The sequence below is a fragment of the Microcoleus sp. MON2_D5 genome, from assembly GCF_036701905.1.
Lineage (GTDB): Bacteria > Cyanobacteriota > Cyanobacteriia > Cyanobacteriales > Microcoleaceae > Microcoleus.
In genome coordinates, this window is record NZ_JAUBRM010000002.1 from 114,077 (window position 1) to 128,895 (window position 14,819).

13 protein-coding genes are annotated in these 14,819 nt (G+C 44.3%); 4 read left to right on the forward strand and 9 right to left on the reverse strand.

What is annotated here, in order from left to right; translation table 11 throughout:
* Positions 1-8 precede the first annotated feature (8 nt).
* The 4 genes from QUA47_RS01300 to QUA47_RS01315 form a co-directional block, all read right to left on the reverse strand.
* The gene (locus QUA47_RS01300) at positions 9-1,097 is read right to left on the reverse strand and encodes an ABC transporter ATP-binding protein (RefSeq protein WP_333429442.1); all 1,089 of its coding nucleotides are present in this window, start codon (positions 1,095-1,097) and stop codon (positions 9-11) included.
* A gap of 219 nt (positions 1,098-1,316) precedes the next feature.
* A complete protein-coding gene (locus tag QUA47_RS01305) occupies positions 1,317-2,378 on the reverse strand; it encodes a spermidine/putrescine ABC transporter substrate-binding protein (RefSeq protein ID WP_333429399.1) in 1,062 nt (353 codons plus the stop codon).
* 52 nt (positions 2,379-2,430) lie between these two features.
* On the reverse strand, positions 2,431-3,288 hold the full coding sequence (locus QUA47_RS01310; RefSeq protein WP_190734178.1) for an ABC transporter permease: 858 nt from the start codon (positions 3,286-3,288) through the stop codon (positions 2,431-2,433).
* Positions 3,289-3,360: 72 nt separating this feature from the next.
* A complete protein-coding gene (locus QUA47_RS01315) occupies positions 3,361-4,209 on the reverse strand; it encodes an ABC transporter permease (protein WP_333429400.1) in 849 nt (282 codons plus the stop codon).
* A gap of 101 nt (positions 4,210-4,310) precedes the next feature.
* Between QUA47_RS01315 and QUA47_RS01320 the strand changes: the two genes are divergently transcribed.
* Positions 4,311-5,822, forward strand: coding sequence for an FAD-dependent oxidoreductase (locus QUA47_RS01320; protein WP_333429401.1), 1,512 nt, complete (start codon positions 4,311-4,313; stop codon positions 5,820-5,822).
* A gap of 240 nt (positions 5,823-6,062) precedes the next feature.
* On the opposite strand, the gene QUA47_RS01325 is transcribed toward QUA47_RS01320, so the two are convergent.
* The gene (locus QUA47_RS01325; protein ID WP_333429402.1) at positions 6,063-6,476 is read right to left on the reverse strand and encodes a peptide chain release factor 1; all 414 of its coding nucleotides are present in this window, start codon (positions 6,474-6,476) and stop codon (positions 6,063-6,065) included.
* Positions 6,477-6,641: 165 nt separating this feature from the next.
* Between QUA47_RS01325 and QUA47_RS01330 the strand changes: the two genes are divergently transcribed.
* Together QUA47_RS01330 and QUA47_RS01335 are read left to right on the forward strand one after the other, a co-directional pair.
* Positions 6,642-6,848, forward strand: coding sequence for a hypothetical protein (locus tag QUA47_RS01330; protein WP_006634408.1), 207 nt, complete (start codon positions 6,642-6,644; stop codon positions 6,846-6,848).
* A gap of 238 nt (positions 6,849-7,086) precedes the next feature.
* Positions 7,087-7,509: a DUF6335 family protein gene (locus QUA47_RS01335; protein WP_333404170.1), complete on the forward strand. Its 423-nt coding sequence runs from the start codon at positions 7,087-7,089 to the stop codon at positions 7,507-7,509.
* Between the two features lie 93 nt (positions 7,510-7,602).
* Here the strand turns inward: QUA47_RS01335 and QUA47_RS01340 are convergent, their stop codons facing one another.
* Positions 7,603-7,944, reverse strand: coding sequence for a winged helix-turn-helix domain-containing protein (locus QUA47_RS01340; RefSeq protein WP_333429403.1), 342 nt, complete (start codon positions 7,942-7,944; stop codon positions 7,603-7,605).
* Between the two features lie 488 nt (positions 7,945-8,432).
* Between QUA47_RS01340 and QUA47_RS01345 the strand changes: the two genes are divergently transcribed.
* Positions 8,433-9,134, forward strand: coding sequence for a DUF4079 domain-containing protein (locus QUA47_RS01345; RefSeq protein WP_333429404.1), 702 nt, complete (start codon positions 8,433-8,435; stop codon positions 9,132-9,134).
* Between the two features lie 158 nt (positions 9,135-9,292).
* Here QUA47_RS01345 and QUA47_RS01350 read toward each other — a convergent pair whose 3' ends face one another.
* From QUA47_RS01350 to QUA47_RS01360, 3 genes are all read right to left on the reverse strand, one after another.
* The gene (locus QUA47_RS01350; protein WP_333429405.1) at positions 9,293-10,171 is read right to left on the reverse strand and encodes a sugar ABC transporter permease; all 879 of its coding nucleotides are present in this window, start codon (positions 10,169-10,171) and stop codon (positions 9,293-9,295) included.
* 308 nt (positions 10,172-10,479) lie between these two features.
* Complete coding sequence (locus QUA47_RS01355) at positions 10,480-11,943, reverse strand: CIA30 family protein (protein WP_333429406.1); 1,464 nt, start codon at positions 11,941-11,943, stop codon at positions 10,480-10,482.
* Positions 11,944-12,085: 142 nt separating this feature from the next.
* Positions 12,086-14,611, reverse strand: a complete 2,526-nt coding sequence (locus tag QUA47_RS01360; protein ID WP_333429407.1) for an ATP-binding protein — start codon at positions 14,609-14,611, stop codon at positions 12,086-12,088.
* Positions 14,612-14,819: the final 208 nt, after the last annotated feature.

Here is a 14,819-nt window from a genome sequence, read left to right on the forward strand (position 1 = left end):
AGAATTTTTCATAAAATGCAGATACTTTCCGGCGGCACGGCAACTCGAACGCTGTCGCCGACTTTGTGTCGCTGCAAGTCATCTCTGTGCAAGTTTTGTCGGCGAAGGGCGATCGAACTTTTAGCAGTCAACCGCACCGTATAGCGAGTGTCAGTGCCAATATAAATAGCCTCTTCTACTATTCCCGGCCAGCTATTTTCAACATCATAATTAGCCGGGTAAATAGCAGCTTTTTCTGGCCGCAACACTAGGGTAACAACTTTACCAGCGGGCATATCTTCTGCTGTCGCAACTAACACGGGTAACTGCTGGTCAACCAACACTATTATTTGACCGTTTTGCTTTTCTACTACTTGCCCGCTTAAAAAATTGCTGTCGCCAATAAAATCAGCAACAAACCGCGTTTTAGGATATTCATAAATATCAACAGGCGTCCCGACTTGTTGCAGTTTTCCTCCATCCATAACTGCAATTCTGTCCGACATAGTTAGCGCTTCTTCTTGGTCGTGAGTTACATAAATAAACGTAATTCCCAATTTGCGCTGCATTTTTTTTAATTCTAATTGCATCTCTTTACGCAATTTTAAATCCAGCGCTCCTAGGGGTTCATCCAACAGCAAAACAGACGGCTGTTTGACTAATGCTCTTGCTAGCGCTACTCGCTGCTGCTGTCCCCCTGACAGTTGGCGGGGATAGCGTTTTTCTACATCGGTTAACTGTACTAATGCTAAGGCTTCAGCAACGCGATCGCGAATTGTTTTCTGAGGCAAATTCTCCATTTCCAACCCAAAAGCGGCATTTTGTGCTACTGTCATGTGCGGAAATAAAGCATAATTTTGAAATACCGTATTCACAGGGCGGTGAAATGGCGGGCGATTTTGCATCGGTTGACCGTGAATGTAAATTTCGCCCGCTGTGGGAATTTCAAAACCCGCTATCATTCGCAAAGTTGTAGTTTTGCCGCAGCCGGAAGGGCCGAGTAAAGAAAAGAATTCTCGATCGTAAATTTGCAGGTTGAGGTTGTCTACAGCTAAGAAATCTTGACTGCGGACACTTTTAAATACTTTGGAAACGTCTAAAACTTCGACAGCGTGCATTGTGTTAGTATGTATGATTGATAAAATCTGAGTTCGAGTCCGGTTAAACTGATATCTTGCACCATTCTCAATTACTTGTTTAGGAACGGGCAAGATGCCCGTTCCACAAGAAATTTATTCTTTGTGGAACAGGCATCTTGCCTGTTCTTGAGAATGGTGCAACTCCAAAACAAGCTAAAAATTAAAGTAAACCAGCCCCGGCAGAAACCTGTTTTATATCTACTTTCCGGCCCCTGCTTTAACTTCCGTCCAAGCTCGATCGTACAATGCAGTTGCTTTCCCGACATCCTGCAATAATTTCATTTTGCCAAACACCTCAGCAGGCGGGTAAATTTGAGGGTTTTTCAAATCGTTCGGGTCGATTAAACCTTGATCGATTGCTGCTTTGTTGGGCGATCCGAAGTGGGTAAAATTAGACACTTTAGCGCCTACTTCGGGCTGCAAAATAAAGTTAATAAATTTCTCCGCTAACTCTTTCTGGGGCGCACCTTTGGGAATTGCCATGTTGTCAGAAAAAATGATTGTTCCTTCTTTGGGAATAGCGTAGCGGAGATTGGGATTTTCTTTCATAACTTGGAAAACATCGCCACTCCATTCCATTGTCAGACTTACTTCTCCTTGATCTAGCATATTTTGTCCCGTGTCGGGGACAAAAGCTGCAATGATATTTTTACTTTTAATCAGCAAATCGCGGGCTTTGTTAATCTCTTCGGGATTGGTTGTATTTGGATCAAATCCTAAATACATTAAAACTCCTGCAAATGTGTATCTGGCATCATCTTGCCACGCCACTTTTCCGGTATATTTCGGGTCGAACATCGCCGCCCAACTGTTGATATCGCCCTTGGTTGTTTTCACGTTGTAGCCAATTCCCATCGTTCCCCACTGGTAGGGCAGGGAATATTTATTCCCCGGGTCAAAAGCTTGATTGATAAACTTAGGTTCTAGGTTTTTTTGGTTGGGAATATTGTTTAAATTCAGAGGCTCAATTATATTTTCTGCGATCATGATTTTCACCATGTAATCGGCGGGAAATATTAAGTCGTAACCCGGGTTTCCCTGTTTGAGTTTGGCATAGAGTGCGTCGCTGTTCTCGAAAGTGTCGTATTGAACTTTAACATTGTTCTCTTTCTCGAATTGGGCGATCGCTTCTGGGGCGATATAACTTGCATAATTGTAAATGCTGAGCACTTGCTGCTGGTTGCCACCTGTGGGGCTACAGCCGAAAGCCACCGTTGCACTCATCACAAACAAAAGTAGGAAAGTCAGCAGGCGTTTCATAGGTTGTGTTAGTTGCAGACGAAAATAATTATGACACAGAAAAGTAAAGTTTTTAAGTTTTCTGAACCTTTAACGATGATAAAACCAGCAATAAGGAAGCGAACAACATCAAAGTTGAAATGGCATTAATCGCGGGCGTCACTGCAAATTTTATCATGCCGTAAACAAATAGCGGCAGCGTCACTGAACCGACGCCGGTGGTAAAGAATGTCACGACAAAATCGTCCAGCGACAGAGTAAAAGCCAGCAGTGCCGCGCTGAAAATAGCGGGCCAAATTAGGGGGAGAGTGATGCGCCAAAAAGTCCGCCATTCGTTAGCGCCCAAGTCAAAAGCGGCTTGTTCTAATATCGGATCTAGTTCCGCCAAACGCGCCCTGACAGTAATAGTCACAAAGGAAATATTAAAGACAACGTGACCGATAATTACGGTAGGTAAGCCAAGATTGAGGCGAATTCCCGTGAGATTTTCTACGATCCGAAATACTAGGGTAAAGAAAACTAGCAGCGAAATGCCGATCGTAATTTCGGGCATAATAATCGGCAAAAACAGTAAAGCTTCTACTGCTTTGCGCCCCGGGAAATGAAAGCGTTCCAGCGCTAGCGCGATCGTTGTACCAAAAACGGTTGCTAACACAGTCGAAATAGCTGCAATTAGCAAGCTGTTGTTGAGTGCTGTCCAGATTCCGGCGCTGCTACTCGTAGCAATCGTCGCGCCTGCATTGCTAAACAAACTGCGGTACCAATCGAGGGTAAAGCCGCGCCAAACGGCATTGAATCTGGAGGCGTTAAAGGAGTAAATAATTAAGATGAGAATTGGCAAGTAAAGAAAGGCTAATGCTAGTACAGCTTGTACCCAAAGCCACTTTTTGCCGATCGCCCGCACGAGTAAATCTAGTTTTGTTTTAGTCATTAGTCAGTAGTCATTAATCATTAGCGCATCTTAACCTAAACGCAGGGTGCAACGATTCGTGTATACCTTACCTTATTGAGTTTCATCAGACACGCGGAAGTAAATTAAAACCGGAATCAATATGATTACAGTTAGCAGCATAGAAAGCGCCGACCCAAAAGGCCAATCGCGGGCTTTCATAAACTGATTTTGAATCAAATTTCCCACCATAACTGTTTTAGACCCCCCTAATATATCCGGTGTAATGAAAGCGCCGACGGCGGGAACAAAAACTAAAATAGAGCCTGCAACAATGCCGCGACTTGTTAATGGTAAAAATACGCGCCAAAAAGTACGAAGGTCATTGGCCCCTAAATCGTGAGCGGCTTCAACCAATGAAAAGTTGAAGCGCTCTATGCTAGAATATAAAGGCAGAACCATGAAAGGTAAATAGCCGTAAATAAGACCGATCGCCACAGCGAAAGGCGTAAAAAGCAAGTTTAACGGTTCGCTAATAATTAGCAGGCTTTGCAAGGCTGTGTTAACTACTCCTTCGCTACGTAGGAGTATGATCCAGGCGTAGGTTCTCACTAAAAAATTAGTCCAAAATGGAATAATTACCAACAAAAGCAAAGCATTTCGCCAGCGGGGAGAACGGGTGGCGATGAAGAATGCGAGGGGATAGCCAGCTAACAAGCAAGCTACTGTTGTCAGAAAAGCCAGCCAGAGCGATCGCCCAATTACTCCTAAGAAAAGTCCGCTGAACAAACGCTGGTAGTTGCTGAGAGTAAATACCCAAGTAACACCGCCGTAAGTACCGCGTTCTAAGAAACTGTACAAAAGTACAATTAGCACTGGCAAAATGAAGAAAACCATCAGCCATGCGGTAGCGGGAAATAAGAGCAGGAACAGGTTAGTCTGCTGGCGGTTTTTGACACTCATTATTCACTCAAGCGAAATTTAGCACATAATTCAACACATTTTATATCAAATCCGGGTTTTATGAATTATGTCATCATTAATAAATTATCAAGAGGTACGCAATGTCAGCAGAATCGTCAACCCCAAAAATAGTCGTCGTCGGTGCAGGATGGGCCGGTTTAGGCGCTACCTATCACCTAGCCCAGCAAGGCTATGACGTAACTTTGTTAGAAGCAGGCCCTTATCCGGGTGGCTTAGTTGCGGGGTGGAAAACCGCCGGTGGGCGTTCCGTAGAAGCAGGCATTCATGGCTTCTGGTATCCCTACAAAAATATCTTTTCCTTAGTCAAGGAATTAGGACTCGCTCCCTTCACGCCTTGGACTCGTTCTTGTCAGTATTCACCTGCCGGATTGGAAGTAGAATCGCCGATTTTTCAGGACGAACCGTGGCTTCCCACACCGTTAGGAACATTTCTTTATACCAAATTTAAAAGGGTGCCATTAGTCGATCGGCTTTCAGCCTTGCCCTTACTCTACGCCGTCCTAGATTTCGACAATTCCGACGAAGCGTGGCGCAGGTACGATCGCGTCACAGCCCGCGAACTATTCAAACAGTTTGGTGTTTCTGCAAGGCTGTACCGCGATGCTTTTGAACCGATGTTATTAGTAGGTTTATTTGCACCAGGAGAACAGTGTTCTGCTGCCGCCGCTTTGGGAATGCTCTATTATTTCATATTAGCACACCAACCGGATTTTGATGTAGTTTGGTGTCGCGGGACAGTCGGAGAAAAAATCTTTCGTCCCTGGGTCGAACGCCTGGAAAAACTCGGCGCAAAAGTATTGACAAAGCAGCGAGTTAGTGATTTAAGAGTTGACAGGAACAACCGAGCAACAGGCGTTGTTTGCGGCGAAGAAACCTTCGATGCAGATGCGGTTATTTTTGCAGTTGGGGTCACGGGAATGCAAAAAATTATCAGCAGCAGCCCCGCTTTGCAAAGCCGCCAAGAGTTTCGGGACGCGATGAATCTGGGTGCAGTTGACGTGTTAGCTGTTCGCCTCTGGTTTGACAGGAAAATTGACATCCCGCTGCCTTCTAATGCCTGTTTTGGGTTTAGTTCAACTACGGGTTGGACGTTTTTTGATTTGAATGCTTTGCACGACGAATTCCGCTCAGAACCTGGAACAGTTGTAGAAGCTGACTTTTATCACGCAAATCAATTAATTCCCCTCAAAGATGAGGAAATTGTTAGCTTAGTTCAGCGGGATTTAGCGACTTGCATTCCGGCTTTTCGGGGGGCAAAAGTAATTGACAGCAGCGCGATTCGGCTGTCGCGGGCGGTAACGCATTTTGCCCCTGGTAGCTATCAGTATTTGTTGCCTGCGGTAACAAGTTACGATAATGTATTGATGAGCGGCGATTGGGTTGTGACCCGTCACGGTTCTTGGTCGCAGGAAAAGGCTTATGTTACTGGTTTGGAGGCGGCAAATTTGGTAATTTCGCGTTTCGGAATCGGAAACAAAGCGGCAATTATTCCCGTGGAAGCTGACGAACCGCACATTCAAATCGGGAGAAAGATTAATCAGTTTACTCGCAGTTTGACTAAAACATTCATTCCAGATTTTTGGCTGCCATAAGAAGAAGGAAGTTCGGCAACGCCTTCTGTAACGGATTTAACGGATGGAAGAAAGAAGGAAGAAGGAATTTCTTGCTTGAAGCGGTAAGGTGCGCTTAGCGCACCCTACATATAGACTAATAACCAATGACCAATGACTAATGATACTATATTCACAAAAAAATGCAACTGTAGACAAGCTCGAAATTGGAATTTTCATCAGTCATTGCCAATCTAAAATCTAAAATCTAAAATGGCCTGACTATCGCCAATAAGGCCGGCCCTTCCAAAAAACTCCCACCATAATTCCTATTAGTGCAGTTTCTGATAAACTTGCTAAAGAAGCAGGTATGGGTAGGAATGATTTTAAAACCAAACCCAAGAGCAGGCACAAAACTAAAACCCACAAACTAATTCGGTTGAGCAAAAATTGTTGTTGCCAATACTCTAAAAAGTACACTGCTAAAGCTCCCATTCCCACTGCTGCTGCAAAAGGTATCAATATCCCGAGGGAGGAACCGTAGAGAAGCGTCAACCCGTTGCGGATTGCCCGCGATTGCGTGAAACCCCAGGCTAAAAATAGCTCCAATCCAACCACGATGCAGTTGACGAGAGCGGCAATTTGCAGCATTTCTCGCCAAGGTAAAAGTTTTAAGCGCCGCAGAAAATTACTCACGATCGGCAGATTAGGTAGGTTGCTTTGATTTTATAACAGTTTTGCGCTGGCGATCGACCTTTGAAACCAGTTTGTAAAGTAAAATAAACATAGAGGGCAGTCTCTTGACAAATTAACCCAGAGCATCTGCCTGCTAGTTGTTGGAACCGTGAAAGGAAAAAAGTTATGGTGGAGAACACTGTCGATTGTGCTGTAGCTTGCGTCAATGGCTGCGTTCTGGGCGACAAGTGCCCGAAGCGGGAATACGCAGAAGCAACGTCTAACTTTATTGAAAATACTTCTCTGGATAAAATGCTAGAAATAGCAGAGGAAGCGGTGAGAAGGAAACGGACGGAACCCCCCAAATGGGTAATCCCTGATTTTCCCGAATAGCATTAGCCTCCGAATTAAAAAGCGATCGCCCTTTTCAAACGGGCGATCGCTTTTTGTATTCCCAATGAAATAGCTGAGCCGAATCCATATATTTCCTGGGATAGAAGCTAAAAGCTTAAATAGGGATTATTATTCCACTTAATTATAGCCAGCGGCAATTACTAAAAACAATTCAGTTAAAGCCAAATTCGGACATTTTTAATTTAATTGAGTTCAAAAACAAACAGGAGCAAGTATCGTGGCACAGCCAAAGAAAAGCAACGCAAAAACAACAACAGAACGCGATAATTTAGGCGAATTGCCTCAAGAAATTACCGAATCTTACGGTACCGGCGTCATCGATCAACCGGGGGTGAGCCAAGACGACATAACAACCCTGCAGGACAGCAGTTCGGACTACTCCTCCAGCAGTTCCCAAATCGGCGGTGAGGATGGCGATCCTGCTGCGGAACAAGAAAGTGCCACTGGCGAGCAATCGGTGGGCGGAACCGCACCTACTCCCGACCTGGATATTGTTGACGAACTGGGAGCCGCTGCGGGCATAGAAATGCCCGATGGCGCTATTTTGAACACAACAAATATGCTTGAACATCGAGATGAAAGTCGCTGGGAATTAGACCCTAGTTCTGCGGAAGATTATCAGGAACGACCGGATTTCTAGGTCTATTTTTTACAAAAGAATAGGTAGTATAATAGGAGCGGGTTCACCAGTATCTATACTTTATCTGCGAAGTATTTGTAAATCCGCCCCTCATCACTTTTGCTCTCGCAACACGTATCTAACTCCCCCAACACTAGGCAGCAGGCGTTTGGAGTTACTTGCTTCTAATTTAATCCGTAACGCACGAATATACACTTCAATAATGTTTGACTCGCCCATAAAATCGTAACCCCAGACTTTTTCTAAGATTCGGTCGCGACTAATAAGTTGACGGGGATTTCGCAGCATAAAATCTAGCCAATCAAACTTTTTTGCAGTGAGTTCAATTAGTTGACTGCCTCGATAAACTTCACGGGTTAAACCGTTCAAGGTTAGGTCTTCAAATTGTAGCTGATATGAGTCATTTCCTTGAGTTCGGCGCAGATGTGCTTTCATTCTCGCGAGAAGTTATTCCATACTGAAAGGCTGAGTAACATAGAGGCTCAAAGTGATGCAGGGAATTAGTCGCTAACCGCCACTGACATTACCGCGAGCAGTTTTCATTTGCCTGAGAATAAGGTAATTGTAATTGCGTAATTGGGTAATTGAGAAAGCTGTACCTCACCCAATAGACAACTGCTATAGCAATCTTAAATGAGTCGTAAATTTTTTACCCCACCCCAACCCTCCCCTTATCAAGGGGAGGGAGTAAGAATTTCACAAATGATTTAGGATGGCTATATATCTTCTGATTTATCAACATTTCCGGTGAGTTACCCTTCATAAAGCGTGGTTGCAGTCAGGAATTTAGCCCTCTATATGCGGGTGAATAATCACTATTAGTCCTGACTGCAAACTTACTGTGCTTAGATCGCCGGGTATGATATTATGTATCGCAAAAACCGGGTTGATGAAGCCAACCCTCTTCAACAAAAAGGTGATCTATGGAATTTAAAGATTTTCTGGCTTTGCTGCATCCTATTTTAGCTGTAGCGATTGTTTTTCCTATGGTGGGTATTGTTCTCAATATGGGGTGGCAAACCATGCAGCGTCGGAAGCAAATTGCGATCGACACCAAGAGCAAAATTCCACCTGTAGTCGGCCCGGAACACGTCAAAGCAGGTCGAATTCTGTCAGGTTCGGTGGTAGGAGTGACGTTGTTGGGTCTAGCCTACCCGATTTTTGAGCATATTTGGAGCAAGGATGTTTGGAGCAAAAACTCGTTTCAGGTCATTTTCATTGTGCTGATGTTTGTTGCAACGATCGCCTCTTTGGTCATGCTATATCGAGCGACACCCGCTTTATGGCGCGGCCTATTTGCCACCCTAACAGGTACTGGTTTGGTGATTCTTGGCACTCAAGATGGCGTTTATCGGCGAACCAATGAATGGTATTGGTCTCACTACTACATTGGCATCACCGCTGCGCTAATTATGGTTTTTTCTCTTGCCATCATTGAAGACATTTACAAAGACCGCTCAAATCGCTGGCGCACTATCCATGTCATCTTGAGCTCGATCGCTGTGCTGCTCTTTCTGGGACAGGGAATGACCGGAAGCAGGGATTTATTAGAAATTCCTCTGAACTGGCAGAAACCCTATATTTATAGCTGTGATTTCGCCAATAAGACCTGCCCAAAACCGTGAGCGATCGCATTACTTCGACATTCCAGTCTAAAATTAGTAGAAATTAGACCAATAAACCGGGTTTCTGAATGTAACAAACTCCTGGTAATCACAGGAATGAGAACGAGAAACAAAGTTTATCATGCCCGGAGCGCGTCAGTCCTAATCAGTCATAAACCTTAATCATTGCGAGTCAAACCCTGAAGGCTAACTTGCAAAATCGACAAACCCAAAATTAGCAAAAACAAAACCAGCCCGATCGTACAAGCATAGCCAATTTCCAAATCATTAAAAGCCCGTTCGTAAAGATAATAAACAACAGTCTTAGAACTATTGCGAGGCCCGCCCTGAGTCATAATATAAACTTCTTCAAAAACCTTAGTAGCAGAAATCGCCGAAATCACCGCAACTAAAACTAAATAAGGCTTCATCAGCGGCACAGTAATATCCCAGTGCTTTCCCAAACCCTCAGAACCATCAATAGCAGCCGCCTCATAAAGTTCTGCCGGAATAGCTTGCAGCCCTGCTAAATAAATCACCATGTAATAGCCCAATCCTTTCCAGATAGTAACCGCCATGACACTAAAGATTGCTAACTTCGGATTAGCCAGCCAAGAAACAGGAGGGAAACCCAACAATTCCCCCAACTGATTCAGCAGTCCAGTCTCAGCAAACAGCCACTTCCAAGCAATCCCGGCGACAACCATGGAAATCACCGCCGGCGTGTAGTAGGCTGCTCGAAACCAGTTCATCCCCTTAAGTTTTTGGTTGCACAAAATTGCCATTCCCAACGGTATAACAACCAATACAGGCACAACGCAGGTGAGATACAGCAGCGTATTCGTCAAAGTTTGCCAAAATGTGCGATCGCCCCACAACCTGTTAAAATTCTTCAACCCCACCCACTGCGGCATTTGAGTTAAATCATATTCGTAGTTGGTAAAACTCAAATAAAAAGCTTGCACCGCCGGCCATAAAACAGTCAAGCTCAAAATAAATAAAGCCGGTAGCAAAAACAAATAAGGGGTCAAGGAGCGTCGGGAAAAAGTCACAGACATAAATTAGTTATTAGTTATTGGTTATTAATTATTGGTGATTGTTTTACTCATCATACCAAATCCAGTTACATCGAAATGATTAAACCGCGAAGACGCCGAGAGCGCGAAGGAAGAACAGCATCTTCTTCTTTCTATTCCTTCGCGTCCTTTGCGTCTTCGCGGTTCATTTAATCTTACTCAATCTTAATTGTCACATACCATTTCTCAAATAAATGAGGTATGTTGACAGGCGCGAGCCTTTTTCTCAATTAGCAATTACCAATTACCAATCACCAAGCCTACCTCATTTTATTAAGAAGTGGGATATGTTATTTAACTCCCGAAAACCAAGCCTGCCAGTCTCCGGGAGAACTGGCATTTTCCCCCTCTTTCACCTCAAAAGTAACGTTGCAAGCTTGAGGTTGTTCCAAAGCCTCCACGCACAATTCTGCAATATCTTCCCGACTGACTTTGCCCCTAATATTGTCTCCTTGCTCAAATATTAAAGCTTTGCCTCCCGGTTCTTCAGTCAAAGCGCAGGGTCTGACAATAGTATAAGGTATGCGGCTCGATCGCACACAATCTTCCCCTTTCAACTTCCAAGTCAAAATCCCCCCCAACATATCATTCATTCTGACGGCAGGCGGTTCTTCTTCCAAGTTAATTCCAGGGCGGCCCGGGCGGGTAACTCCGGCCGAACTCACCATCACAAATCGCGGCAAAGTCTGTCCCCCATCAGCTTTAATAGATTCTAACTCCAGTTGAAAAATACCCGGTGTAAATTTCGGGTTGAGCGCGCCGTCATATTCAAACTTGCTCAACATTAACTGAAAAGAAAAAATACTGCTGGCCTCAAATTTAGAGCCATCCTTAACACTTTTCGCGCGGAATACTGGGATTAACTCATCAAAGGGAACGGTGATAGTAATCCAGGTATTGTAAACAGTATCAAACGAATAGCAATAGCCAATTCCATCCCATTTAGCTTCGTTGCGAACAATCAATTTGTAGCGCTTGCCGTCGCCTTTGACACGCAGTTGGAGGCCGCTAAATCCTGCGAGATTGAGCGGAGTATCGAAGTTGCGGGTACGCACCGAAGCAAAGCCGCCCGAGTTGGCAGTAGAAACATTGCCTGTGAATATAGCTGTATTGTCTGTCAGCCGGATCGAACTTTCGCTGGTGCCACCCATCACGATGTCGTCGAGCGCACCCCAAGTTTCTTTTAAATCTTGGCTGGGTTTTGTGAAGTCAAAAATTGTTTTTTCGCCTGCTTGAATTAGCTGGCGGCGAACAGCTTGCACTAAATTATTGAGGCCTTTGTATTCGACAATTTCGGGCACATCGACAACTTCCGGCATATAAAATTTGATGCCTTGATAGTATTTTTCCCTGGTTGGGGTGTCTCCTTCTACTGGTTGAACTTTGGTGCCGGTGCAGCAGATAACTGCTTCTATGCCCTCGGTTACTAGCGGTGTTAGGGTTTCTGGGAGAGTGATATCTCCTTCGACTAATTCGACATTTTGGCCGAGAATTTCTGTTGCTCTTTTGGTATCTCTGACGAGGGCTCGCACTCTATATCCCCGCTGTTGCAGCCGCTTGACAACTCGCTTCCCGACGCCACCGGTGGCACCGGCTACCAGTACCAGTTTGGGTTGGTCTTTTTTACTGTTGCTGCTGCTTCCAAAGAGTTGTTGCAGCCAGCTAATGCTGCCAATGAAGGGAATGACGCCGAAATAAGCCAAGGTTTTGAGAAACCGGCCGGCATCCCATTGGGCGGTATTTTTTTCAGTCACAGTCGCTTCCTCAGAATTGGCTCAAATCTACTTAGCTACTTTTGTATTTTAATTGAATTTTCGATTTTTGAATTTGGGCGATTCGCTACCCTTCACCGAAGGCGCGCGCCTTCGGGATAGCTTCGCTAGCGCGGGCTTTTTTTCACTTGACAATGGGTGTGGGATGAGTTTGGCTCAAGGGAATCTCAATAATCAACTCGGTTCCCTCTCCGGGGGCTGAAATGCAAGTCAATTTGCCCCCGTGTTGTTCTACCGCAATTTCGTGGCTAATCGCCAAACCTATGCCCGCACCTTTGCCCACCTGTTTTGTGGTAAAAAACGGCTCAAAAATTTTCTGGCGAACTTTTGGTTCCATGCCCCAACCGTTGTCTTTGATCCGAACTGCTACGGCTTTTTCTCCGGGACAAAGTTCAGTCACAATCCGAATTTGTCCGCACTTGAGTGACTCTTCTTCGCCGCCGCAGTGCGACGATAAATTATTGTTGACAAAGGCATCTTCGAGAGCATCAATTGCATTTGTCAGTACATTCATAAATACTTGGTTGATTTGAACTGCGTAACACTCAACCAAAGGCAAAGAGCCATATTCTTTGATAAGATGAATTGCTGGGCGATCGGGCTTCGGTTTGAGTCGGTTGCTCAAAATCAGCAAAGCGCTGTCCAATCCGTCGTGAATGTCAACTGGTTTAATCTCTGCTTCGTCAATTCTAGAGAAGTTTCGCAGCGACTGAACTATCTCGCGGATGCGGTTAGCTCCTACTTTCATTGAGCCCAGCAACTTCGGTAAGTCTTCAACTATAAACTCTAATTCTACTGCTTCAATTTGTGCTTGAATTTCTGGCGAAGGCGACGGATATTGCTGCTCGTAAAGCTGCAATAAATCGATCATTTTTTGACTGTATTCGTTGGCATAGCTAAGATTTCCGTAGATGAAGTTAATCGGGTTAGTGACTTCATAAGCTACCGCCGCCACCAACTGTCCCAAACTTGACATTCTTTCGCTTTGCACCAATTGAGTTTGCGCCCGCTTAAGCTCGGACATCGCTGTTTTTAAATTAGCAGTTTTTTCGCGCTCTCTGGCGACGGATGCTTCTAGTGCTGTATTTAATTTTTCTAGTTTCTCGACTTGGCAAAGCACTATATTAATCATTGCTTTTTTCAGTTCCAATGCAGCGTCTATTTCGCATTGTTTCCAAGGCAACGATTTGTACCTCACATTTTCTTTCCACAGCTCGAAGGATTTCCTAGGAGACAGTCGAGGGTTGCCATCTTCATCGGTTTCTACTGGTTTGTTAGGGTTGCCCGCCCAATTTACGGTCTTAATTACTTCCGGGCGAAACCACAAAACGTATATTTTCTGAGTCGGCGATATTGCTATGGCCAAACACCCGCTGGCCGTGTCTTTAAATTCCTCAGCTTCTGGATAGCATTTGATCAGGGAGTCAGTATAAAAAATTTCTTTTTTTAGGTTATTTTGCACCCACTGAGTTAAGTATTTGAGCGCTTCTCCCTGAGGTGTTTGCCCGACTAGATAGCAATTGTCTCCAAATACTATTGCGGCTCCTTGGGCGTTGACTGCTTCTAGCAAATTATTCTGACATTTAACTAATACTTGTGACAAGTTTTCAGACGTGGAGATGTCTTCAAAAATCTTAGTTTGAATGGATTTTAAGTGCAGTTTGTAGTCGTAGTCTTCGTTTCCTTCTTTTGATTGCAGTTCTAAGGACATTACTTGCCCGATAAATTCGCAGGCGGCGCGCAATTCATAGTTGAGGTATTTTGGTGTATAGTTATGGCAAGCAATCAATCCCCACAGCTTTTGGTCTTTGATTAAAGAAATTGACATCGAAGCTGCAACGCCCATATTCTGCAGGTATTCTATGTGAATGGGAGAAACGCTTCTCAACACGGTGAAACTGAGGTCTAGGGGCTGGATGGAAGCCGCATTCTTGCCTGAAACAAGGGGGACTGGTTGATAATTAATATCTGGGATTAACCTCAACCAATTTAACGAATACAGTTTTCTGGCTTGTTTGGGAATATCTGAGCTGGGGTAGTTTAATCCTAAGAAAGGACTCAGCTTTTCTGCTTTAGCTTCAGCGATCACAGCGCCGTTGCCTTCGGGGTCAAATTGATAGACCATAACTCTATCAAACCCCGATATTTTCCTGATTTCTTCTACTGTTAGTTGACATAATTCCTTGAGATTCGGGGCGCTTTGAATTTTGCTGACAGTCGCTCTCACTGAATTATAAAAGCTAAAAACCGAAAGATTTTCGGGGCTGGTGGCTAATTCTAACTCGACCATCAAAACTTCTTCTTCTTCTCGGTGAAGAATGCAGTCAAATTCTAAATATTTACCTGCTTTTTCAACAGTGAGTTTAATGGGATTGACGGTTTTTAAGTTTTCCTTCCGCAAACAGGTCTTGAGTTTTTCTAGTTGAATTTTATCGAAAAATAAGCTTAAATCTTGACCGATCGCACTTTCTGCATCAATTCCTAACAAATCTTGCGTATTTTTGCTGGCTTGCACTATTTGTAGTTCAGGTTCTCGTACCACAAGGAGCACCCCGTGTGGCTGAATGTGCCCGGATAGGTGAATGGGTTCTCTGTCGCAGTTTGTCAAGTCAACTTCTTCGAGTGCGGTAATTGTGATTTGTTGATCCATTTGCTTTGCCTTCCGCTGTATAATTTCGAGAGGGTTCTAATGATTTGAAATTTGAGAGCAAATTGGCTTTTTTATAATAATCTCATATTGTTCGATCGCATAACGGCTCGATCCTGGGACGGACACTGAGAATCAATCATCCGATACTCAGCCAAAAATGATTTAGTCGAAAACCAGCCTGCAGTATGTGTTGCTGTTAGACCAGCCT